This is a genomic window from Variovorax sp. MPBD4-3 (genome assembly GCF_058809745.1).
The window spans coordinates 1-21,106 of the sequence record NZ_JBXASW010000085.1; the positions used below are offsets into that span (position 1 = coordinate 1).

General features: G+C 66.7%; 20 protein-coding genes, 1 tRNA gene and 1 pseudogene. 7 read left to right on the forward strand and 15 right to left on the reverse strand.

The features are described from left to right. Positions 1 to 56: 56 nt before the first annotated feature. Genes AC1RVW_RS28585 through AC1RVW_RS28605 form a run of 5 tightly spaced genes read right to left on the reverse strand, consistent with a single transcriptional unit; the run spans position 57 to position 5,752 of the window. The gene (locus AC1RVW_RS28585; protein WP_493204014.1) at positions 57 to 1,097 is read right to left on the reverse strand and encodes an ABC transporter ATP-binding protein; all 1,041 of its coding nucleotides are present in this window, start codon (positions 1,095 to 1,097) and stop codon (positions 57 to 59) included. Further along, the gene (locus AC1RVW_RS28590; protein ID WP_081266411.1) at positions 1,097 to 1,936 is read right to left on the reverse strand and encodes an ABC transporter permease; all 840 of its coding nucleotides are present in this window, start codon (positions 1,934 to 1,936) and stop codon (positions 1,097 to 1,099) included. Before AC1RVW_RS28590 ends, AC1RVW_RS28585 begins: the two co-directional genes overlap by 1 nt. Before the next feature lie 3 nt (positions 1,937 to 1,939). After that, the gene (locus tag AC1RVW_RS28595) at positions 1,940 to 2,881 is read right to left on the reverse strand and encodes an ABC transporter permease (protein ID WP_081266485.1); all 942 of its coding nucleotides are present in this window, start codon (positions 2,879 to 2,881) and stop codon (positions 1,940 to 1,942) included. Between the two features lie 11 nt (positions 2,882 to 2,892). Beyond that, positions 2,893 to 4,161, reverse strand: a complete 1,269-nt coding sequence (locus AC1RVW_RS28600; protein WP_493204016.1) for a lactonase family protein — start codon at positions 4,159 to 4,161, stop codon at positions 2,893 to 2,895. A 16-nt stretch (positions 4,162 to 4,177) separates the two neighbouring features. Continuing rightward, entirely contained in the window at positions 4,178 to 5,752 is a 1,575-nt protein-coding gene (locus tag AC1RVW_RS28605; RefSeq protein ID WP_106937538.1) for an ABC transporter substrate-binding protein, read from the reverse strand. Between the two features lie 191 nt (positions 5,753 to 5,943). Between AC1RVW_RS28605 and AC1RVW_RS28610 the strand changes: the two genes are divergently transcribed. Beyond that, on the forward strand, positions 5,944 to 6,333 hold the full coding sequence (locus AC1RVW_RS28610; protein ID WP_198086904.1) for a RidA family protein: 390 nt from the start codon (positions 5,944 to 5,946) through the stop codon (positions 6,331 to 6,333). Positions 6,334 to 6,341: 8 nt separating this feature from the next. Here the strand turns inward: AC1RVW_RS28610 and AC1RVW_RS28615 are convergent, their stop codons facing one another. Then, positions 6,342 to 6,968 carry an ATP-dependent Clp protease proteolytic subunit gene (locus AC1RVW_RS28615; RefSeq protein WP_493204018.1) on the reverse strand — a complete coding sequence of 209 codons (627 nt, stop codon included), beginning with the start codon at positions 6,966 to 6,968 and terminating at the stop codon, positions 6,342 to 6,344. Between the two features lie 81 nt (positions 6,969 to 7,049). Between AC1RVW_RS28615 and AC1RVW_RS28620 the strand changes: the two genes are divergently transcribed. Beyond that, entirely contained in the window at positions 7,050 to 7,820 is a 771-nt protein-coding gene (locus AC1RVW_RS28620; RefSeq protein WP_493204020.1) for a sigma-70 family RNA polymerase sigma factor, read from the forward strand. A gap of 179 nt (positions 7,821 to 7,999) precedes the next feature. Then, positions 8,000 to 8,257, forward strand: coding sequence for a hypothetical protein (locus AC1RVW_RS28625; RefSeq protein WP_493204022.1), 258 nt, complete (start codon positions 8,000 to 8,002; stop codon positions 8,255 to 8,257). A gap of 26 nt (positions 8,258 to 8,283) precedes the next feature. Here the strand turns inward: AC1RVW_RS28625 and lolD are convergent, their stop codons facing one another. Further along, positions 8,284 to 9,045 carry a lipoprotein-releasing ABC transporter ATP-binding protein LolD gene (lolD, locus tag AC1RVW_RS28630; protein ID WP_493204024.1) on the reverse strand — a complete coding sequence of 254 codons (762 nt, stop codon included), beginning with the start codon at positions 9,043 to 9,045 and terminating at the stop codon, positions 8,284 to 8,286. Beyond that, the gene (locus AC1RVW_RS28635) at positions 9,038 to 10,294 is read right to left on the reverse strand and encodes a lipoprotein-releasing ABC transporter permease subunit (protein WP_081266415.1); all 1,257 of its coding nucleotides are present in this window, start codon (positions 10,292 to 10,294) and stop codon (positions 9,038 to 9,040) included. The genes lolD and AC1RVW_RS28635 overlap by 8 nt, the downstream gene beginning before the upstream one ends. Before the next feature lie 143 nt (positions 10,295 to 10,437). Between AC1RVW_RS28635 and AC1RVW_RS28640 the strand changes: the two genes are divergently transcribed. The 3 genes from AC1RVW_RS28640 (at position 10,438) to AC1RVW_RS28650 (ending at position 14,565) form a co-directional block, all read left to right on the forward strand. Beyond that, positions 10,438 to 11,406: a hypothetical protein gene (locus AC1RVW_RS28640; RefSeq protein ID WP_493204026.1), complete on the forward strand. Its 969-nt coding sequence runs from the start codon at positions 10,438 to 10,440 to the stop codon at positions 11,404 to 11,406. Then, the gene (gene recJ, locus AC1RVW_RS28645) at positions 11,403 to 13,220 is read left to right on the forward strand and encodes a single-stranded-DNA-specific exonuclease RecJ (RefSeq protein WP_493204028.1); all 1,818 of its coding nucleotides are present in this window, start codon (positions 11,403 to 11,405) and stop codon (positions 13,218 to 13,220) included. The genes AC1RVW_RS28640 and recJ overlap by 4 nt, the downstream gene beginning before the upstream one ends. A gap of 175 nt (positions 13,221 to 13,395) precedes the next feature. Next, positions 13,396 to 14,565 (forward strand): GGDEF domain-containing protein, encoded by a 1,170-nt coding sequence (locus AC1RVW_RS28650; RefSeq protein WP_493204030.1) that lies wholly within the window; start codon positions 13,396 to 13,398, stop codon positions 14,563 to 14,565. Positions 14,566 to 14,604: 39 nt separating this feature from the next. Here AC1RVW_RS28650 and AC1RVW_RS28655 read toward each other — a convergent pair. The 7 genes from AC1RVW_RS28655 to AC1RVW_RS28685 form a co-directional block, all read right to left on the reverse strand. After that, positions 14,605 to 14,680: transfer RNA gene (locus AC1RVW_RS28655), tRNA-Thr, on the reverse strand. Between the two features lie 64 nt (positions 14,681 to 14,744). Further along, entirely contained in the window at positions 14,745 to 15,326 is a 582-nt protein-coding gene (locus tag AC1RVW_RS28660) for a ClpXP protease specificity-enhancing factor (RefSeq protein WP_081266419.1), read from the reverse strand. Positions 15,327 to 15,367: 41 nt separating this feature from the next. Further along, positions 15,368 to 15,979, reverse strand: a complete 612-nt coding sequence (locus AC1RVW_RS28665; protein ID WP_081266420.1) for a glutathione S-transferase N-terminal domain-containing protein — start codon at positions 15,977 to 15,979, stop codon at positions 15,368 to 15,370. A gap of 98 nt (positions 15,980 to 16,077) precedes the next feature. After that, positions 16,078 to 16,854 (reverse strand): cytochrome c1, encoded by a 777-nt coding sequence (locus AC1RVW_RS28670; RefSeq protein ID WP_106935526.1) that lies wholly within the window; start codon positions 16,852 to 16,854, stop codon positions 16,078 to 16,080. Between the two features lie 34 nt (positions 16,855 to 16,888). Continuing rightward, positions 16,889 to 18,325 carry a cytochrome b gene (locus tag AC1RVW_RS28675; protein WP_493204033.1) on the reverse strand — a complete coding sequence of 479 codons (1,437 nt, stop codon included), beginning with the start codon at positions 18,323 to 18,325 and terminating at the stop codon, positions 16,889 to 16,891. A 14-nt stretch (positions 18,326 to 18,339) separates the two neighbouring features. After that, positions 18,340 to 18,957, reverse strand: a complete 618-nt coding sequence (gene petA / locus AC1RVW_RS28680) for a ubiquinol-cytochrome c reductase iron-sulfur subunit (protein ID WP_081266423.1) — start codon at positions 18,955 to 18,957, stop codon at positions 18,340 to 18,342. Positions 18,958 to 19,147: 190 nt separating this feature from the next. Then, complete coding sequence (locus tag AC1RVW_RS28685; RefSeq protein WP_493204035.1) at positions 19,148 to 19,903, reverse strand: response regulator transcription factor; 756 nt, start codon at positions 19,901 to 19,903, stop codon at positions 19,148 to 19,150. A gap of 627 nt (positions 19,904 to 20,530) precedes the next feature. On the opposite strand from AC1RVW_RS28685, the pseudogene AC1RVW_RS28690 reads away from it, so the two are divergent. Further along, positions 20,531 to 21,106 (forward strand): annotated as a pseudogene (locus tag AC1RVW_RS28690) (YadA-like family protein); the annotation flags it as partial.

Here is a 21,106-nt window from a genome sequence, read left to right on the forward strand (position 1 = left end):
CACCCCAGCCCTCCCCCGGAAGGGGAGGGAGCAAGACGGGGACAGCAGCGTGAGCGTCATGCAACCCTCGCCAAAGGTTGCGCCGGCTGCACCCGCACGCAGCGCGCCTCGCGCCCATGATGGGTTTCGATCAGCGGCGGCATTGCCGCGCTGCACTCGGGCAGCGCCAGGTCGCAGCGCGGCTCGAAGGCGCATCCCGGCGGCGGCGCCAGCGGGCTCGACACCTGGCCGCGGATCGCGAACAGCCGCTTGGGCTTGGGCTGCCCCGGCAACCGCGCCTTGCCCGGCAGGCAGGCCAGCAGGCCCTGCGTGTAGGGATGCTCGGGCTGCGCGAACAGCGGCCGTACCGGAGCGCTTTCGACCACGCGCCCCGCATACAGCACCACCACGTCGTCGGCATGGTGCGCGACCACGCCGAGGTTGTGCGTGATGAAAAGGATGCTCATGCCCGTCTCGGCCTGCAGCCGGCGCATGAGTTCGAGGATCTGCGCCTGGATGGTCACGTCGAGCGCGGTGGTGGGCTCGTCGGCGATCAGCAGCGTCGGGTCGCAGGCCATGGCCAGCGCGATCATCACGCGCTGCCGCATGCCGCCCGAGAGCTGGTGCGGATACTCGTGGATGCGCTGCGCGGCGGCCGGTATCTCGACCAGCTCCAGCATGCGCAGCGCATGGGCCAGCGCCGCCTTGCGGTCCAGCCCCTTGTGCAGGCGCACGCTCTCCGCAATCTGCTCGCCGATGGTGAACACCGGGTTCAGGCTGGTCATCGGCTCCTGGAAGATCATCGACAGCTGGTTGCCGCGCAGCGAGCGCATCTCGCGTTCGCCGATGCGCAGCAGGTCGAGCGTCTTGCCTTCGCGCGTCACGAAAGAGGCGCTGCCGCTGACCTGCGCGTTCGCCGTCTTGGGCAGCAGGCGCATCAGCGTGAGGCTGGTGACCGACTTGCCCGAGCCCGATTCGCCGACCAGCGCGGTCGTCTTGCCGGGCTGGATGGAAAAGCTCACGTCGGCCACCGAACGCACGAGGCCATCTTCGGTCGGGAAGCTGGTGCTCAGGTTGCTGACCGCGAGGCGTGGGGTGTTGTTGGCGTTCGTCGTCATCACGAGGTTTTCTTCAGCTTGGGGTCGAGCAAATCTCGCACGCCGTCGCCCAGCAGTTGCAGCGACAGCGCCGTGAAGATGATCGCGAGCCCCGGGAACAGCACCACCCAGAAGGCCTGGTGCGCGTACTGCTGGCTGCCCGCGACCATGGTGCCCCAGGTCGGGATCTCGGGCGGCACGCCGACGCCGAGGAACGAGAGCCCCGCTTCCGCCAGGATGGCGTAGGCGAAGATGAAGGACACCTGCACCAGGATCGGCGACATCAGGTTCGGCAAGATGTGCCGCCACAGGATGCGCGAGGTGCGCACGCCCAGCGCGCGCACGGCTTCCACGAACAGCAGTTCGCGCACCACCAGCGTCGATGCGCGCACCACCCGCGCCACGCGCGGCGTGTACACCAGCACCAGCGCCAGCACCGTGTTGATGAGCGATGGCCCGAGGATGGCCACCAGCGCAATGGCCAGCAGGATGTCGGGGAAGGACATCATCGCGTCGACCACGCGCATCAGCGGCGTATCGAGCCGGCGGAAGAAGCCGGCCATCAGGCCCAGCACCGTGCCGGCGACGACCGCGCCCAGCGCCGTGAGCGCCGCGATGGCCAGCGAGTAGCGCGCGCCGTGCACGATACGCGAATACATGTCGCGCCCCAGTTCGTCGGTACCGAGCAGGTGCTCGGCGCTCGGCGCCTTCAGGCGTTCCAGCACGGCCGTGTCGTTGGGGTCGGCGGAGGCGAACAGTGGCGCGCCGATGGCCATGACGGCAATCACCAGCAGCACCAGCGCGGAAACCATCACGATGCGGCGATGCATCAGCTGGCGGAGCATTCGGGGCATACGCATCGCTCAGACCTTCACGCGCGGATCGACCACCGCATACAGCAGGTCGATAGAGAAATTGATGAGCACGTAGATCGCGGCAATCACGAGCAGCGCACCTTGAATGACCGGGTAGTCGCGCCGCAGCACCGCACTGACCACGAGGTTGCCCACGCCGGGCAGGCCGAACACGGTCTCGGTGATGACGGCGCCGCCGATCATCAGCGCGACGGTGAGGCCGATCACCGTGACGATGGGCACCAGCGCATTGCGCAGCGCGTGCTTGAGCACGACCACGCTTTCGCTCAAGCCCTTGGAGCGCGCGGTGCGCACGTAGTCCTCGCCTAGCACGTCGAGCATCGAGGCGCGGGTGAAGCGGATGATGAGCGCGGAGTTCAGCAGGCCCAGCACGGTGGCCGGCAGCACCAGCGCATGCAGCCGCTCGGCGAACGGCGCATCGGGCGCGCCGTAGCCCGACACCGGGAACCAGCCGAAGGACACCGCGAATATCTGTATGAGCACGATGCCGAGCCAGAAGCTCGGAATGCTCGCGCCCAGCATCGCGATGCCGGTAAACAGCTGGTCGACCACGCGCCCGCGGAACACGGCCGAGACGATGCCGCACGGCACGCCGATCAGCGCCGCGATGGCCACGGCCATCAGCGCGAGCAGCGTGGTGGGTTCGGAGCGCTCCCACAGCGCCTGCGTCACCGGGCGCTGCAGGAAGATGGAAGTGCCCAGGTTGCCCTGCAGCACCTCGCGCAGCCAGTAGCCGAACTGCACGGGCAGCGGCTTGTCGAGGCCGTACTCCTTCTGCACGCGCGCGATGTCGGCGGCGGTGGCCTGGTCGCCCAGCAGCACCGAGACCGGATCGCCCGATGCCGCGCGCGTGAGCACGAACACGAGCACCGCCACGATGGCCAGCACCACCAGCATGCCGGCCGCCCGGGAAGCGATGTAGCGCAACAGCGATTTCTTCATCACGCGGAAAACTCGATGGCCGCCGCGCTGCCCACTGCAACGTACTGGCCGGTGAACTGGATGTCGCCGCCCTTGACGCGGAAGACCGTCACGTTGTCGCCCTGCTTGTTGTGGCACACGTAGAGGAACCTGCCGCTCGGGTCGAGCGTGCAGCTGCGCGGGTAGTTGCCGCGCGACCATTCCTCGCGCACCAGCGTGGGGGCGCCGGTGCGGGCGTCGACCTTGAAGAGCGAGATCGAGTCGTGCAGGCGGTTGAGCGACACGAAGTGCTGGCCGTCCGGCAGCATGCGGATACCCGATGCGTAGCTGGTGCCCTTGAAGCCCTTGGGCAGCGCCGAGGTCTCGCTCACCAGTGTGAGCACGCCGCTGGCGTCGTCGTAGCGCATGAAGGCGATAGTCGAGGCCTCCTCGTTCACCAGGTAGAACCACTTGCCGTTCGGATGGAAGATGAAATGGCGCGCGCCCGAGCTTTCGGACACGGCCACCGTGCTGGGCTGGCTCAGCACACCGGTGCCACGGTCGAAGCGGTACGAGATGACGCGGTCGAGCCCCAGGTCCGCCACCAGCACGAAGTTGCCCTTCGGGTCGGCATGCACCATGTGGGCATGCGGGCCGTCATGGTCGCTGGTGGCAAAGCCTTCGTGCGAACGCGCGGCGGCCGGCACCAAGTCGGCGCCGGGCTTGCACGCGGTGGCGCCGCAGGCGTCGGCGTCCTTGTAGACGACAGCGGCGCGGTCGGTGTCGGGCGTGCCGTCGGCGCGCAGCGCGATCACGCTGACATCGCCGCTGGCGTAGTTGGCGGTGAACAGGAAGCGCCCGTCGGGGTGCACGCTGATGTAGGCCGGGTCCTTGCCGCCGCAGGGCATTTCAGACACGAACGACAGCGCGCCATTCGCGCCGATACCCGTACCGATACGAAAAGCAGACACCGAGCCGGCCTCGAACTCGTTGGCCGCATACAGCATGGGCAGCGTGGGATGGCGCGCGAGCGACGCGGGGTTGCGCAACTTGGCGCCCTCCCCCGTGCTGGCCACGGCCGGCGGCGCGCCGGGAATGGGCTTGAGCGCGCCGGTCGCGCTGTCGAGCACGAACTGGTGCACGCCCAGTCCGCGCCCGCCGCGCCACGGCTTGCCGCCGTCGCTGTAGGTGCCGACGTAGGCGTAGACGGGGCCGGCGGTTGCGGCCTGGACTGTGGAGGCGGTGAGGCCAAGGGCTCCGAGGCCGGAGGCCAGTGCGCTGGCTTGCAGAAGTTGGCGACGCGACGTCATGGCTGTGCTCCCCGCCTTACTTGATCTTCGCGTTCCAGAAGAACGGCCAGGTCGCGGGCGTGTAGTTGTCCAGCGCCGGGCTCTTGGCCGAGAGGCCATTGAACTTGCCAACGTTGATGTACGGAACCTCGTCGTACACCACCTGCTGCACCTTGCCCCACAGCGCGCCGCGCTTGGCAGGGTCGCTCTCCACGTTGAAGGCCTGCAGGGCCGACTTCTTGGCAGGCGAGTCCCACCAGCCGGGCGCGCCGTCGCCAAGCTGGGGCGGCGAGAGCATGGGCTCTGGGAACTGGCCCGAATGCGTGACGTAGACGTCCCACAGCTTGGCGTCGTTGCGCCGCTGCACCAGCGTGGCCCAGTCGACCACGTTGAGGTCGACCTTGAAGCCGGCGCGCTTGAGCTGCTCGGCCATCAGCAGCGCCATGTTGTAGTGGAAGTCGTACTGGCGGCTGGTGAGTACGCGGATCGGCTCGCCCTTGTAGCCGGCCTTGGCCGCGAGTTCCTTGGCCTTGGCGGCGTTGCGCTGGTTGTACTGGTCGGCGCCGGCCGTCGAATAGAAAGGCGAGCCCTTGGGGAAGTGGTTGGCCTCGGCCACGAAGAAGCGCGTGTCGCCGAAGCCGGCCGCGAGCATTTCGCCTTCGCCCAGCGCGGTCTGGATCGCCTGGCGCACCGGCTGGCTGGCGGCCACGCCTTCCTTGGTGTTGAGCACGAGGTACGGGAAGCCGAACGAGGGCGTCATGATCGGCACGGTCTTGCCGCCCGACTTCTCCAGGCGCGGCAGCGCTTCCACCGGCAGCAGGTCGGCAAAGTCGTACTGGCCGGCCAGCGCGCCTTCGACGCGCGTGCTGGCGTTGGGCACGGGCACGAAGCGCAGCTCTTCGATGGCCGCTTCGCGCTTGCCGCCGTAGCCGCTCGCGGCCTCCTTGCGGGCCGAATATTTGTCGAAGCGCGTGAGCAGCACGAACTGGTCGGGGCGGCGCTCCTTGAACTTGTAGGGGCCGGTGCCCACGAAATCCTTCAGCGGCGAAGCGATCGAGTCCTTGGCCATGATGGCCGCCATGCCGCTGGGCAGCGCGAGCTGCGACAGCAGCGGCGCGTAGGGTTCCTTCAGCACCACCTCCACCGCCAGCGGGCCCTTGGCCTTGAGGCTGTCGATTTCCTTGCCCACGGCCTTGCCGCGCGGCGACTGTTCCATCCAGCGCTGAAGGCTGGCCACCACGTCGTCGGCCGTGAGCTCGCGGCCGTTGTGCAGCATCACGCCCTTGCGCAAGGTGATGGCGTAGGTCTTGCCGTCGGCCGAGATCTTCGGCATGCCCTCGGCCAGCATCGGCACCACGTTCCACTTGGCGTCGAAGGTGTAGAGCGTCTCGTACACGTGCTGCATGATCGTTCCGACCAGGTCGGCGGTGGATGCCATCGGGTCGAGCGTCTGCGGCTCGGCCACCATCGCCAGCGTGGCGAAATTGCGCGGGCCCTGGGCATGGGCGCTCTGGTGGGGCAGCGCGGCGCACAGCATCGCGAGCAGGGAAGCGCCCAGCAGGCTGCGCTTCGACAGCATGGGCAGGCGCTGGACAAGACCGGCGTGGGGCATGGAGAACTCCTTCATGGGGCGGGCGAGTTTGTGAAAGAAATTTTCTTTTCGGCCCGGACTTTGAAGCACTATCCATGCCAAATCATCCGTGTTAACCCTTGCCCGAGGGTTTTTCTGAAATAGATTTTCATATTGGATGGATACTCGCGGCTTCCCATTCCCAGACAGTTCTTCAACCTCCAGGAGTCCCCATGCCTCTCGAATACCTCGGCGCCCCGCCCCTTGCCTCCGATCGCCAGGTGCGTCCGTTCTCCCCGGCCGTGCGCGCCGGCGACTTCGTCTACGTGTCGGGCCAGGTGCCCGTCGACAAGAACGGCGAGCTGGTGGTGGGCGGCATCGAGGCGCAGACGCGCCAGGTCATGGAAAACATCAAGACCGTGCTGGCGCTGGCCGGCGCCACGCTCGACGACGTGTGCAAAAGCACCGTGTGGCTGCAGGACGCGCGCGACTTTGGTGCCTTCAACCGCATCTACATGGGCTACTTCGGCGAGAACAAGCCGGCGCGCTCGACCACCGAGGCCCGGCTGATGATCGACGCGCGCGTCGAGATCGACGTCGTCGCGTACAAGCCCAAGGCCTGATCGGCCTCTCAGCCTTTCTGCAGTTCGGTCTTGCGCTGGATGATGCGCGAGACTAGGCCGTATTCGACGGCTTCTTCAGCCGACAGCCAGCGGTCGCGCTCGATGTCGGCCAGCACCACGTCGATGGGCTTGCCGGTCTCGCGCGCGATCTCGTGCGCGATGCGCTGGCGGGCCTTGATGATTTCCTGCGCCTGGATGGCGATGTCCGTCGCCTGCCCGCCCGCGCCGCCGCTGGGCTGGTGGATCAGGAAGCGCGTGTTGGGCAGGCACACCCGGCGCTCGCGCGGCGCCGCGAGGAACAGGTGCGTGGCCGCGCTGCCGACCCAGCCGGTGCCGATCATGTTCACCGGCGCGCTGATGAAGCGCACGATGTCGTGGATGGCGTCGCCCGACTCCAGGTGGCCGCCGGGCGAACTCACGAGGATGTCGATGGGCTTGTCGGCGCTGTCGGCGTCCAGCGCGATGAGCCGGCGCGTGACGTCGGCGGCCACCGAATCGCTGATGCTGCCGAAGATCAGCAACGTGCGCGACTTGAACGCCTTTTCCTCCAGGTAGGAGTTGCGCGGCTCGGCGGTGGCGGCGGGCTTGGTGTCGTCATCGTCGGATTGCATCGAGAACATGGGCATGTCGGTCATGAAGAAAGCTCCTGTGGTTGGACTGTCTTGACGAACAGGCCCACAGTTTCGTGACATTGCGCGCCATGGCAAGCTGCGCCGATGCTCGATGAACGCTATCTCTCGCAATTCCCGGCATTGAGAAGCCGGCTGGTTCGCGCGGCGGCGCGCATGCTGGGCGGCGCGGCGGACGCCGAGGACGTGGTGCAGGACACCTACCTGCGCGCGCTCGAAATGGGCGACAGGCCCGGGCCCGATTCGACGCAGGCCTGGCTGACCACGGTGATGCAGAACCTGGCCATCGACCGGCTGCGGCGCGACGGGTGGATGCAGCGCTGGCTGCGGGATGCCGAAGCACTGTCCCCCGAGGCACCCTCGGCGGAAGCCGATGCCGCGCAGGCCCAATCCATCGACCAGGCGCTGCGCCTGATCGCCGCCAGGCTATCGCCGGCCGATGGCGCCGCCGTGCTGCTGCGCGAAGTCTTCGAAGCCAGCTTCAAGGAAATTGCAGAGGCCAGCGGCAAGACCGAGGCGGCCTGCAGGCAGCAACTGCATCGCGCGCTGCTGCGGCTGCGCCATGAAAGGACCGAAGAGGAAGCCGGCTCGGATGCGGCCTTCCATGTGTACCGGCAGGCGCTGGGCGACTGCGATGCCCGGATGCTGCTTGCGCTGCTGCGGCAGCCGCCGGCGCGGGCCGTTGCGATGTCGGCAGCAGTGGCGGTGTCCGCGCCCGTTGCCGACGATGCCGCGCCGCACACGGTGTGCCGGGTCATGCAGATCGGAGGGCGCCTCGGCCTGGTGCTGACGCTGCGGGGCAAGCTGCTGTGCGTGCTGCCGCTGGATGTGCGGCAGACGGAAGAGGCGCTGTACTAGGGTTGCCTACTTTGCACCTTGTGGCCGTGAAATAAGTCACAAAATACAAGGATCGTCATTTGAAATGTAATCCATTAGTATTGGTTTTGCGTATCTTGGGTTTGCTTCGATTTCGAGGCGCATGCGCCCCACAAGGGCGCCAATCCCAGAAGGCACCGTCAAAGGACGGTCAAAGACCAATGACGCACGAAGAACAATTCTTGGCCGCTGCCGAGGCTGCAGGACGGCTAGGCGATATCGATGCAATGGACACGCAGATTTCCGGCATCTGCTCCATGCTGCATGCCCTCTACATGGCCCATCCGGCAAAGGAACAAGTCCGTCGCCAGTTCGATCGGCTGATGGCGAAACTGCTCGACTCGCCCTACGTGATCGACGAACCCGATCGCGCGCTGGTACTGCGGGCCACCGCTTCTGCCTTGTTGACGAATCGCTAGGCACGAAGAAAGGCCGCACAGCCTCTTCAGCCCGCCAGCCGCCCGGCAACCAGCTGCAGCACCCGGTCGCACCGCTTCGCCAGCTCCTGGTCATGCGTGACCATCACGAACGCCGTGCCGTGCCGGTGCGCCAGGTCGAGCATCAGCGCGAACACCGTGTCCGCCGTGCTGCGGTCAAGGTTGCCGGTGGGCTCGTCGGCCAGCACGCAGGCGGGCTGCGTGACCAGCGCGCGCGCGATCGCCACGCGCTGGCGCTCGCCGCCCGACAGCTCGGCCGGCCGGTGATGCAGGCGCTGGCCCAGGCCCACGCTCTCGAGAATCCTCGACGCCGAAGCCGCCGCCGTCGCGGGCTCCACGCGCCGGATCTTCAGCGGCATCGCCACGTTGTCGAGCGCGCTGAATTCGGGCAGCAGATGATGGAACTGGTAGACGAAGCCCAGGTGCTGGTTGCGCAGACGCCCCTGTTCGGCCGCGTCGGCATGGGCGATGTCCTTGCCCAGCAGTTCGACCTTGCCCGAGGTGGGCGCGTCGAGCCCGCCCATCAGGTGCAGCAGCGTGCTCTTGCCGGAGCCCGAGGAGCCGACGATGGCCAGGGTTTCTCCGGCGTGCACGTCGAGGTCGACGCCGTGCAGCACGGTCAGGTCCAGCCGGCCTTCGTGGAAACGCTTGGTGAGGCCTCGGGCCTTCAATACGACACCATTGGCGCCGGGCCGCCCCAAGCCGATGGCGGCTCCCTCGGGGGACAGCGAGGACACGGCATTGCCGAGCGTGGGGGTCATTTCACTCATAGCGCAGGGCCTCGGCCGGGTTCACGCGGCTGGCGCGCCAGCTCGGATACAGGGTGGCCACGAAGGACAGCACCAGGGAAATGATCGCAATGGGCACGATGTCGCTTTGCTGCGGATCGCTCGGCATCTTGCTGATGAGGTAGATGTCCTTCGGCAGGAAGCTCGCATGGAACAGCCGCTCCAGGAACGGCACGATCACGTCGATGTTGTAGGCGATGCCCAGCCCCAGCAGCAGACCGGCCACGGTGCCGATCACGCCCACCATCGCGCCCTGCACCACGAAGATGCCCATGATGCTGCGCGGCGAGCTGCCCAGCGTGCGCAGGATGGCGATGTCGGCGCGCTTGTCGGTCACGGTCATCACCAGCGTGGAGACCAGGTTGAAGGCCGCCACCGCCACGATCAGCGTGAGGATGATGAACATCATGCGTTTCTCGACCTGCACGGCCGCGAACCATGTCTTGTTCTGGCGCGTCCAGTCGCGGATGAGGAACTCGCCCGGCAGGCTCACGGCCAGCTGGTCGGCCACTTCGCGCGCTTCGTTCAGGTCCTTGAGCTTCAGGCGGATGCCGGTCGGGCCCTCGAGGCGGAACACCTTGGCGGCGTCCTGCTCGTGGACCATGGCGAGCGCGGAGTCGTATTCGTAGTGGCCGGAGTCGAAGGTGCCGACCACGGTGAACTGCTTCAGCCGCGGCACCACGCCAGCCGGCGTGACCTGGCCGCCCGGCGCGACCAGCGTGACCTTGTCGCCCGGCTGCACGAACAGCGAGCGCGCCAGCTCGGCGCCCAGCACGATGCCGAATTCGCCCGGCACCAGCTTGTCGAAGGTGCCGCGCGCGGCGATGCTGTTGGTGTCGGTCACCTCGGGCTCGAGCCTGGGGTCGATGCCGCGCACCACGGTGCCCTTCATGTCCTCGCCGCGGGCAATGAGCGCCTGCGTGTTGATGAAGGGCGCCGCGCCGATCACCTCGGGGTGCTTGCGCGCGGCAGCCATGATTTCTTCGAGCTGCGGCAGCGCCTGCCCGTCGCGCGAGAAGATCTCGATGTGCGACACCACGCCGAGCATGCGGTCGCGCACCTCCTTCTGGAAGCCGTTCATCACACTGAGCACAATGATCAGCGCCGCCACGCCCAGCGCGATGCCGAGCATCGATACACCGGAGATGAAGGAGATGAAGCCGTTGCGCCGCGTCGCCCGGCCTGCGCGCGTGTAGCGCCAGCCGAGCTGCAGTTCATAGGGGAATCGCATCAAATTTTCCGCCGAGCCGCCTCAAGGGAAATTGGCCCGCCCTCAGGGGGCAGCGAATACACGAAGTGATGAGCGAGGGGGTAGGTCATACGTCGGAATTGTGGCATTCCGGACAACCTCAGGGCTTCCCGGACAATAGGGAGATGGCCGAAACCTTCCCACGTCACCTGTTGATCCCCTTTGCCGGCCGCGGTTCCCCGGCATGCCGCGCGGCGCTGCCCACGTTGCGGCTCCCCAATCTCGAGACCCTGCTGCTGCGCCTGACCCTCGCGGACACCGACACGCAGGACGAAAGCACGCGCTCACCACCGCACGAACGCGCGCTCGCGCGGGAGCTGGGCATCACTGCGGACGACGGCTGCATTCCCTGGGCCGCGCTCGAGGCCCGGCGCCTGGGCATCGCCGCCGCCAGCGACACCGAGGGCTGGGGCGTGGTCACGCTGTGCAACTGGCAAGTCGGCATCGACGACGTGGTGCTGGGCGACCCGTCCGCCATCGAGATCGACGCCGGCGAATCGGCCACGCTGCTCGAAGCCGCCCGCCCCTTCTTCGAGGAAGACGGCATCGCGCTGCACCCTTCGCCCGTGCCCGGCCGCTGGCTGGCGCGTGCGCGCATCTTCGACAGACTGGCCACCGCCTCCATCGACCGTGCCGTGGGCTGGCCCATCTCGCAGTGGTCGCCGCTGGCCGAGGCTGCCCGGCCGCTGCGCCGCCTGCAGAACGAAATGCAGATGCTGCTCTACACCCAGCGCGTGAACGATGACCGCGCCGCGCGCGGCGTGCCGCCCATCAATTCGTTCTGGCTCAGCGGCACCGGCGCGCTCGCGGCGCAGCCCCTGCCGAGCGCCGCCTGCGAAACCACCGTGAGCGAGGCCCTGCGCGTCGCCGCCATCCGCGACGACGGCGTCGGCTGGGCCGCCGCCTGGCAGGCGCTGGACGCGGGCGACATCGCCTCGCTGCTGGCCGACTACACGCGCGGCGCCGATGTGTCGCTCACCCTGTGCGGCGACCGCGCGGCACAGCGCTACACCGTGCAGCAGCGCGGCCTGAGCCGCTGGGCCCGGAGCCTGTTCGACCGCAAGCGCGCGGCCGAAGTGCTGGAGTCGCTGTGAAGATCGTCGACCGCGAGATCCCTCCGCGCACCGTCTGGGCGCTGGAGCAGGCCGGCGTGCACCCGCTGCTGGCCCGCCTGTTCGCAGCGCGCGGCGTGCGCGCCAAGGACGAACTCGACGACGGCCTCGCCCGACTGCTGCCGCCGGACACCCTGCGCGGCACGCAACAAGCCGCCGTGCTGCTGGCCGACGCCATCGCGCAGGACAAGCGCCTGTGCATCGTGGCCGACTACGACTGCGACGGCGCCACCGCCTGCGCGGTCGGCGTGCGCGGCCTGCGCCTGCTGGGCGCCAAAAACGTGAGCTACCTCGTGCCCGACCGCGTGGTCGACGGCTACGGCCTCACGCCGCCCATCGCCGAGCGCGTGGCCGCGAGCGGCGCCGACATGCTGATCACCGTCGACAACGGCATCGCCAGCGTCGAAGGCGTGGCCGCCGCCAAGGCGCGCGGCCTGCAGGTGCTGGTGACCGACCATCACCTGCCGGGCCCGGAGCTTCCCCTGGCCGACGTGCTGGTCAACCCGAACCAGCCCGGCTGCGAATTCGAGAGCAAGAGCATCGCGGGCGTCGGCGTCATGTTCTACGTGCTGCTGGCGCTGCGCTCCGAGCTGCGCAGGCGCGGCGTGTTCGACACGCCTGCGCCCGCCGCCGGGCCGCCCCAAGGCGGGCCAGCCTCCCCCTCGGGGGGCGGCGAAGCACATGAAATGGCAAGCCGGGGGGCAGGCAAACCCCAGCCAAAGCTCGATGCGCTGCTGCCGCTGGTCGCGCTCGGCACCGTGGCCGACGTGGTGAAGCTCGACGCCAACAACCGCCGACTCGTGGCGCAGGGCCTGCGCCGCATCCGCGCCGGCGCAATGCCCGCCGGCGTGGCCGCGCTGTTCAAGGCGGCGGGCCGCAATGCCTCTGCGGCCACCACCTTCGACTTCGGTTTCGCGCTGGGCCCGCGCATCAACGCGGCCGGCCGGCTGGCCGACATGACGCTGGGCATCGAATGCCTGCTGACCGACGACGCCGGCCGCGCCGAGGAGCTCGCGCGCATGCTCGACGGCATCAACCGCGAGCGGCGCGACATCGAAGGCGGCATGCGCGACCAGGCACTGCTGCTGGCCGAGTCGCTGTTTTCCACCGGCGCCGACGGCGAGGGCATCGCGGCGCCGCCGCCGGCCATCAGCGTGTTCGACGCGGCCTTCCACGAAGGCGTGGTGGGCATCGTGGCCTCGCGCATCAAGGACCGCTTCCACCGCCCGACCTTCGTCTTCGCCGCGAGCGGCGCGCCGGGCAAGGAGCAGGAGCTCAAGGGCTCGGGCCGCTCGATCCCGGGCTTCCACCTGCGCGACGCGCTCGACCTCGTGGCCAAGCGCCATCCGGGCGTGCTGCTGCGCTTCGGCGGCCACGCGATGGCGGCCGGCTGCACGGTGGCGCGCGAGCACTTCGAGACTTTCGAAAAAGGCTTCGCACAGGTCGCCCGTGAGTTGCTGGCCGACGCCGCGCTCACCCGGCAGATCGAGACCGACGGGCCGATCGCGCGCGAGTACATGCGCATCGACCTCGTCGACACGCTGCACCGCGAGGTCTGGGGCCAGGGCTTCGCGCCGCCCACCTTCAGCGAGGAGGTCGAGGTGGTGTCGCAGCGGCTGGTGGGCGAGAAGCACCTGTCGCTCAAGCTCAGGCACCAGGGCCAGCCGATCGACGCCATCTGGTTCAGCCACACCGAGCCGCTGCCGCCCAGGGTCAAGCTGGCATTCCGGCTCGACGCGGACGAATGGCAGGGCGTGCGCCGGCTGCGCTTCCTGGTGGAAGGCGCGGAGTTCTAGCGGAAAAACGTCAGGCAGGCCGCGGCACGGCAATTTGTGAGACGCGGTGCATGGCGTGGCGCGGCCTCGCGGATACGATCGGTTACCTTACTGTCCTCGGCGTTTTTTTGCCTCGATCTGCCCGGATGCCGCTTCTGCCCCGCCCCAGCCCTGCCTTCATGAAAGGCCGTCGCTCATGACCGACGGCGTGAGCTATGGCCTGCTGGGCGGCCTGATGGCATGCGGCCTCGTGCTGCTGCTGGTGTTCGGCACGCTGATCCACGGCTACTACGTGCTGGCCTGCGGCTTCGCGCTGCTCGGCTTCGCCGGAATGAACAGCCTGGCGCCGAACGATCCGCTCGCGCACTGGGCGGCGGCTGCGCTGGCACTCTGGGCGATCTTCCGGCTGCAATTCGCTCGGCAGCTGCTGCGGCTGCGGCACTTCGCGCCCCGGCTGGACCGGGTCGCGCAGGGTGTCGGCATCGCGCTGGTGCTGACCTTGCTGTATGCCGCGGTCGAGACACAGCTCGCGTGGACGCTGCGCGCCGTGCAGGGGCTGGTGGTCGCCGCCACGGTGGTCCTGGTGGCCGGTGCGCTTTTCTCGCTGCGCGGCCTGCGCTGGCCCGCGCTGCTCTTCTGCATCGGCGCCCTGATATTGCTGGCGGGCATCTCCGCTACCCGCCTGCCGAGCTGGAGCGAGACACCCTGGCCCCCCGGGCGGCCGAACATGGCGCAAGCCGCGGCGATCGCGGAGCTCGTGATGCTCGCCCTGGCCGTCGGCGCGCGTCTGCGGCACGTGCTGCGTTCCGAAAAAGCGCTGGAGGCACGCACGCACGCGCTGATGGGCGCCATGGGCACCGACGCCCTCACCGGTGCCACCAGCCGTGCCGGTTTTGAAAGCCGTGGCGACGAATGGCTGCGCGATGGCCGGCCGTTCTCGCTGATGCTGGTCGGCCTGAACGGCTTCAGCCGCGTGACCGAGCGGCACGGCCGCGCGGGCAGCGACGCGGTGCTCACGGCCATCGCACAGCGGCTGCGCCAGCAGGTGCGCGCCGACGACATGGTGGCGCGCCTGGGCGACGACGAATTCGCATTGCTGCTGGCCGGCAGCCCGACGCGCCAGAAGCTCGCCGAAATGGCGATCCGCATCGAGACCGCCGGCGCGACGCCGGTCACTTACGAAGGCCGGCTGCTGGCAGGCGGCGAGCTGAACATGGGCATCGCCTGCCACCCCGCCGACGGCGATACGTTCGCCAGCCTGATGGCTTCGGCGGGCGAGGCGCTGCAACGCTGCAAGCGCCAACGCATGGGCCCGGCCTATGCGTTCGCGGGTGAGCATTCGGGCGGCTCCGCGCGCGGTACATGAAAAAAACCCCTGGCTCACGGATGAGCCAGGGGTTTCGAATGGTGCCGCTTGTCGGAATCGAACTGACGACCTTCCGCTTACAAGGCGGGTGCTCTACCAATTGAGCTAAAGCGGCTGGTGAATTTCTTCAGTGCGTGATTCTAGTGGCGTGGCCGGCATGGTCCGGCCGGCCGGCCGAATCACTTGATGCGTTTCAGCGACGGCCTGGATCCGCCACCGGCCGGCGGGCGCGGCGGCTCGTCGGCGGGATCGGTCGCAGGGCCGGCGTCGACTGTTTCGTCGGCATCGTCGCCCGTCACCAGGTGGACGATCTTGCCGGCGTCGCCCTCGGTGCCGCGCGAGGCATCGCGCAGCGGCATGCGCGCGGGGCCTTGCGGCGAAGGCGCTGGCGCATCGGCGTGGTGGCTGTTGCCGCCGTCCGACGCGGAAGCGGCCGGCACCGGCGCGGGAAACGCCATGCCCTGCCCGTTCTCACGCGCGTAGATGGCGATCACACGCCCTACGGGCACGCTGATTTCACGCGCACTGCCCGCGAAACGGGCCTTGAACTCGATGAAATCGTTGCCCAGCTTGAGCGAGCTGGTCGCGTCGAAGCTGATGTTGAGCACGATCTCGCCGTTCTTCACGTACTCGCGCGGAACCTGGACGGTGTCGTCGACCTGCACAGCGACGTAGGGGGTGAACCCGTTGTCGGTGCACCATTCATAAAGCGCCCGGATGAGGTACGGGCGGGTGGAAGACGACTCGAGCGCGTTGATCATGAAAGACGGCGAAAAACGATGAAAGCAAGCACGGAGCTTACTTACTTTCGCATGACCTTTTCAGACGGCGTCAGTGCTTCGATGTAGGCCGGACGCGAGAAGATGCGCTCGGCGTACTTCAAGAGCGGCGCGGCGTTCTTGCTCAGGTCGATGCCGTAGTAGTCGAGGCGCCACAGCAGCGGCGCGATGGCCACGTCGAGCATCGAGAAGTTGTCGCCCAGCATGTACTTGTTCTTGAGGAACACGGGGGCCAGCTGCGTCAGGCGGTCGCGGATGTGCGAGCGGGCCTTTTCGAGCGCCTTGTCGTTGCCCTTGGCGGTGCGGTTCTCGAGCGTCGACACGTGCACGAACAGTTCCTTCTCGAAATTGAGCAGGAACAGGCGCACGCGGGCGCGGTCGACCGGGTCGCCGGGCATCAGCTGCGGATGCGGGAAGCGCTCGTCGATGTACTCGTTGATGATGTTCGACTCGTACAGGATCAGGTCGCGCTCGACCAGGATCGGCACCTGGCCGTACGGGTTCATCACGCTGATGTCTTCGGGCTTGTTGTAGAGATCGACGTCGCGAATCTCGAAGTCCATGCCCTTTTCGAACAACACGAAGCGGCAGCGGTGGGAAAAGGGGCAGGTCGTTCCTGAATACAAGACCATCATGGCGAGAGACTCCTAAAAATCAAAAAGAGTGGGTCGCGTTGGCAACCCACTCTGTGGGACCGGGCGCCTTGGGTGGCGCTCGGTCGGCGTGGACGGAACTACTTGACGTCTTTCCAGTACGAGGCGTTCAGTCGCCACACAAAAACCACCGACATGGCCAGGAACAGCAGCACCCACACGCCGATGCGGATGCGGGTGTTCTGTGCCGGTTCGGCCATCCATTGCAGGTAACTCACCAGGTCGCCGACGGCATTGTCGTACTGCACGGGTGTCAGGGTGCCGGGAGTGACTTGCTCCCAGCCCTTGAACACTTCGGTTTCGTGGCCGTGCTGTTCGACCTTGGTGTAGACCGGGCGGCGTTCGCCTTGCAGCTCCCACAGGGGGTTCGGCATGGCGACGCTGGGGAACGCAAGATTGTTCCAGCCGGTGGCTTTGGTGTCGTCGCGGTAGTAGGTGCGCAGATACGTGTAGAGGTAATCGGCACCCGTGCCGCCGTGGCCGGCGCGCGAACGTGCGACGAGCGTGAGGTCGGGCGGCGTGGTGCCGAACCATTCCTTGGCCTGTCGCGGATCGATGTTCGCCTTCATGGTCTCGCCGACCTTGTCGGTCGTGAACAGAAGGTTGTCCTTGATCTGCTGCTCGGTGATGCCGATGTCCTGCAGGCGGTTGTAGCGCATGAACGCTGCCGAGTGGCAGTTCAGGCAGTAGTTGACGAACAGCTTGGCGCCGTTCTGCAGCGCGGCCATGTCGTTGGTCTTGGTGTTGGCCTTGTCCCAGGCGATGCCTTCGGACTCGGCCGACGCGGCTGCGGAGAAGGTCAGGCCCAGCGCCAGACCCAGGACCGCGAGCCAGCCGGAAATGCTTTTCTTCTTCATCGTGTGTCTCTCAGCTCTTCTTGGGCAGCATGTCTCAATGGGCGGCGAAGACCACGCGCTCGGGCACGGTCTTGAACTCGCCCTTGCGGCTCCACCACGGCATCAGCAGGAAGAAGCCGAAGTAGACCAGCGTGCCGATCTGCGAGACGGTCTGCGCGATGTCGAGCGCGAACGACCCGATGACCAGGTTGCCCCAGACGCCCGGCGGCTGGATGCCCAGGTAGCCGAGGATCAGGAAGAAGAAGACGAAAGCGCCGTACACATACTTGTGCCAGCTCGGACGGTAGCGGATCGACTTGACTTCGCTGTGGTCCAGCCACGGCAGGAAGAACAGGATGATGACCGAGCCGCCCATCACGACCACGCCCCAGAACTTGGCGTCGAAGGACTTGAGCAGGAAGATGACCACGGCGGCCACCACGATGAGCGCCACCTTGAAGGCCGTGCCCGACTTGCCCTTGACGAAGTTCAGGATGGCGCCCGCGGCGATGATCAGCGAGAACACGTTGACCATGTCGTCGGTGGTCGCGCGCAGCATCGAATAGAACGGCGTGAAGTACCAGACCGGCGCGATGTGGTTCGGCGTCTTCAGCGAATCGGCCGGAATGAAGTTGTTGTACTCGAGGAAGTACCCGCCGGCTTCGGGCGCGAAGAAGATCACGGCCGAGAAAATGGTGAGGAACACCACCACGCCGAAGATGTCGTGCACCGTGTAGTACGGGTGCGACGGAATGCCGTCGAGCGGATGGCCGTCAGGGCCGCGCTTGGCCTTGATCTCGATGCCGTCGGGGTTGTTCGAACCCACTTCGTGCAGCGCGATCAGGTGGGCCACCACGAGGCCCAGCAGCACCAGCGGCACGGCGATCACGTGGAAGCTGAAGAAGCGGTTCAGCGTGGCGTCGCTCACCACGTAGTCGCCGCGGATCAGCAGGGCCAGGTCGGGGCCGATGAACGGGATGGCGGCGAACAGGTTCACGATCACCTGGGCGCCCCAGTAGGACATCTGGCCCCATGGCAGCAGGTAGCCCATGAATGCTTCGGCCATCAGGCACAGGAAGATCGCGCAGCCGAACACCCAGATCAGCTCGCGCGGCTTGCGGTAGCTGCCGTACATGAGGCCGCGGAACATGTGCAGGTACACCACGATGAAGAACGCCGAGGCGCCCGTCGAGTGGATGTAGCGGATGAGCCAGCCCCACGGCACGTCGCGCATGATGTACTCGACCGATGCGAACGCCTGGGCCGCGTCGGGCTTGTAGTGCATCACGAGGAAGATGCCGGTGACGATCTGGATCACCAGCACCAGCATGGCCAGCGAGCCGAAGATGTACCAGAAGTTGAAGTTCTTCGGCGCGTAGTACTTGCCCCACTGGTCGTTCCAGAGCTTGCTGAGCGGGAACCGGTTGTCGACCCAGTTCAGCAGCTTCTCGCCGGTTGGTGCGTTGGGGGAAATCTCGTGGAATTCAGCCATGTTCTTCTTCCGCCTCAGGCCTTCTTGGAGTCTTCACCGATCAGGAGCTTGGTGTCCGACAGGTACATGTGCGGCGGCACCGGCAGGTTGTCGGGCGCGGGCTTGTTCTTGAAGACTCGGCCGGCCAGGTCGAAAGTGGAACCGTGGCAGGGGCAGAGAAAGCCGCCTTCCCAGTCGGCGGGCAGCGAGGGCTGCGGGCCGGCCTGGAAGCGGTCGCTCGGGGAGCAGCCCAGGTGCGTGCAGATGCCGACCACGACCAGCACTTCGGGCTTGATCGAACGGTGCTCGTTCTGTGCGTACTTGGGGGTGAATTCGTCGGGGTGCCGCTTGGAAAGGGGGTCGGCGAGCTGCCCGTCCAGCTTGGGGAGTTCCGCGACCTGCTCGGGGGTGCGCTTGAGGATCCACACCGGCTTGCCTCGCCATTCGACGGTGATCTTCTCGCCGACCTTGAGGCCCGCGATGTCGACCTCTACCGCTGCGCCGGCGGCTTTGGCCTTCTCCGAAGGCTGGAAAGTGCTCACAAAGGGAATGGCGGTTGCCACGCCACCCACCACGCCGGCACAACTGGACGCGATCAGCCAGGTACGTTTGCCTGTGTCGATCCGGGGCGAGCCGGAGGTCATGTCACTCATGGGGATCCTCTTGTCTTCTTCGCTGGAGCAGGGCCAACCCTTGGCTTGAACAGGGTCAACCGGAGATTGTAGCGGGGCGCTGGGGGAGAATTCAACGGGCGTATTACCCCCTGCCCGCCTGCCGGCGAGCACAGAGGCCCGTTCGAGGTGGTGCGCCGAATGGCGACGAGGGCCGTCGCTGATGCTGTCTTCAGTTCAGCAGCCCGTGCTGCATCGCTTCATGAACCGCCTGGGTTCGGGACTTCACGGACAGCTTGCGATAGATGCTCTTGGCATGAAACTCGATGGTGTTGACCGACAGGTAGACCGCATCGGCGATCTGGCGATTGCTCCAGCCCTGTGCGATCAGCCGCAGCACCTTCAGTTCCCTGGGCGACAGCAAGGCGCGCGGCAGCTTCTCGGCCGATGGCGCCTCTTCCCGCTGCTCCTGCACGCGGATCGGCTCGATCGTGCGCGCCTTGGCGGACGCGGCGATCGAACCCAGGATGCGCCTTGCAATGCGCGAGTCCATCGGCGCGCCGCCGCGTTCCACCGAACGCAGCAGGTATGCGAGTTCGATGTCGTCCACCTCGGTCAGCAGATAGCCGATGGCGCCCGCGGCAATGGCGGCGCCCACCAGTTCCTGATCGTCGGTGTCCGACATGCCTACGCTTTCGATGCCCGGGTAGTTCTGGCGCACGTGGTGCAGCAGCGAGATGCCGTCCTTCGATGGCAGCCGCATGTCGACCAGCGCGAGGTCATAGGGAAGAGCAGCCAGCAGGTTGCAGGCTTCGACGCGGCTCGACGCCACCACGATGCGGCGGCGCGGCGCAAGCTCGGCCAGGATGCGCCGCATGCGATCGGCAACGGCGAGATCGTCGGCCACGATCAACGCTGCATGGAAGACACCGCCATACATCTGCGCGACCGAAGACAGCGGCCGCACGGACTGGCTACGGACACTCATATTCATTTCCATGACCGCACTCCCCTGGCGACACGGAAAACCGTGTCCATGTATGCATTGGCAAAGCTCGAAAACAGATTGACCACGCGACATCCCTCTGGCTGATTGCTACCCGCGGGTAGCTTCGAAATGTTGTCTTTCGTTTCAGATGTCGCAGGAACGATGCCTGCGCGGGACAGCACCGTGCGAACAGGCATGCCACTGCCTGTAGTACTTTGATTTCATTGGAAAAAATGGCGCGGACAGGTCGTCGAACGCGGTCCTGGGAGGCCCTCGAAAAAGCCGTTTTCGCGCAGTTGTTACGTGGCGTTTTGGGCGCGCGTTACGTAGCACCGCGCAACACGAAACACGCTCGACTTCGCATGTCGGCGCATTGCCCACGGATTTATGTGATGCCCGCGAAGCCGCATGGGCATTGGCTTTGCGGGCATCGCCACTTTTTTTCGAACACGCATCGAAGCGCTCGCGGGACCGCAGAACTACGGATCCCGGTGATGTTCAGCAAGTACCTCGATTCCTAGCATCGGTTGCACCGGGTAACGCAATGAAACCCGCCCCTGCTTTCACGCGCCAAGCGCCGTGGAAGGCCGGAAGTTGCCATCGATACATCAAGGAAAAAAGGTCCAAATGACTACATCCAAGCGCTCTGCTGTTCGCTCCTCATCCATCATGCGCAAAGCAGGTGTCAGCCGCCTTCTTGCATCCGTGCTGGTGGGGGCTGGTTATGTGATGACGTTGCCTGTGGCGCATGCTCAGGTCACGATCGGCAATGCATCCGTGGTTGTCGACCCGCCGGGCAACGGCCTCCTCAATATCACCAGCAACAACAGCGGCGTACTGAGCGCCGGAGCCGGCATCACCACGCCTACGCTGAGCGCTGGCAGCATCACTGCTGGCACCGTGCACGCAACCAGTGTGAGCGCCACCAACCTGACGGCTACAAGCGGCACGATCGGCGCCCTCACATCGACCAGTATCGACACCGCCACGATCACCGCGGGCACCGTGTCCGCAGGCAGCGTCAGCGCCACCGACATCACCGCAGCAAACGGCACGATCACCAGCCTGACCTCCACCAGCATCAGCGCCGGCACCGTCAACGCAGCCAGCGTCGGCACCACCGATCTCACCGCAGCAAACGGCACGATCACCAGCCTGACCTCCACCAGCATCAGCGCCGGCACCGTCAACGCAGCCAGCGTC

What these genes read in the sequence shown, in the direction of transcription:
- AC1RVW_RS28620 (WP_493204020.1), top strand. Translation starts at nt 7,050, where the DNA reads ATGCTCGATGAACGCTATCTCTCGCAATTCCCGGCATTGAGAAGCCGG.
- AC1RVW_RS28675 (WP_493204033.1), bottom strand. Translation starts at nt 18,325, where the DNA reads ATGGCTGAATTCCACGAGATTTCCCCCAACGCACCAACCGGCGAGAAG.
- AC1RVW_RS28665 (WP_081266420.1), bottom strand. Translation starts at nt 15,979, where the DNA reads ATGATGGTCTTGTATTCAGGAACGACCTGCCCCTTTTCCCACCGCTGC.
- AC1RVW_RS28625 (WP_493204022.1), top strand. Translation starts at nt 8,000, where the DNA reads ATGACGCACGAAGAACAATTCTTGGCCGCTGCCGAGGCTGCAGGACGG.
- AC1RVW_RS28670 (WP_106935526.1), bottom strand. Translation starts at nt 16,854, where the DNA reads ATGAAGAAGAAAAGCATTTCCGGCTGGCTCGCGGTCCTGGGTCTGGCG.
- AC1RVW_RS28610 (WP_198086904.1), top strand. Translation starts at nt 5,944, where the DNA reads ATGCCTCTCGAATACCTCGGCGCCCCGCCCCTTGCCTCCGATCGCCAG.
- AC1RVW_RS28615 (WP_493204018.1), bottom strand. Translation starts at nt 6,968, where the DNA reads ATGACCGACATGCCCATGTTCTCGATGCAATCCGACGATGACGACACC.
- AC1RVW_RS28590 (WP_081266411.1), bottom strand. Translation starts at nt 1,936, where the DNA reads ATGCGTATGCCCCGAATGCTCCGCCAGCTGATGCATCGCCGCATCGTG.
- AC1RVW_RS28605 (WP_106937538.1), bottom strand. Translation starts at nt 5,752, where the DNA reads ATGCCCCACGCCGGTCTTGTCCAGCGCCTGCCCATGCTGTCGAAGCGC.
- lolD (WP_493204024.1), bottom strand. Translation starts at nt 9,045, where the DNA reads ATGAGTGAAATGACCCCCACGCTCGGCAATGCCGTGTCCTCGCTGTCC.
- AC1RVW_RS28585 (WP_493204014.1), bottom strand. Translation starts at nt 1,097, where the DNA reads ATGACGACGAACGCCAACAACACCCCACGCCTCGCGGTCAGCAACCTG.
- petA (WP_081266423.1), bottom strand. Translation starts at nt 18,957, where the DNA reads ATGAGTGACATGACCTCCGGCTCGCCCCGGATCGACACAGGCAAACGT.
- AC1RVW_RS28685 (WP_493204035.1), bottom strand. Translation starts at nt 19,903, where the DNA reads ATGAGTGTCCGTAGCCAGTCCGTGCGGCCGCTGTCTTCGGTCGCGCAG.
- AC1RVW_RS28600 (WP_493204016.1), bottom strand. Translation starts at nt 4,161, where the DNA reads ATGACGTCGCGTCGCCAACTTCTGCAAGCCAGCGCACTGGCCTCCGGC.
- AC1RVW_RS28635 (WP_081266415.1), bottom strand. Translation starts at nt 10,294, where the DNA reads ATGCGATTCCCCTATGAACTGCAGCTCGGCTGGCGCTACACGCGCGCA.
- AC1RVW_RS28640 (WP_493204026.1), top strand. Translation starts at nt 10,438, where the DNA reads ATGGCCGAAACCTTCCCACGTCACCTGTTGATCCCCTTTGCCGGCCGC.
- AC1RVW_RS28660 (WP_081266419.1), bottom strand. Translation starts at nt 15,326, where the DNA reads ATGATCAACGCGCTCGAGTCGTCTTCCACCCGCCCGTACCTCATCCGG.
- AC1RVW_RS28650 (WP_493204030.1), top strand. Translation starts at nt 13,396, where the DNA reads ATGACCGACGGCGTGAGCTATGGCCTGCTGGGCGGCCTGATGGCATGC.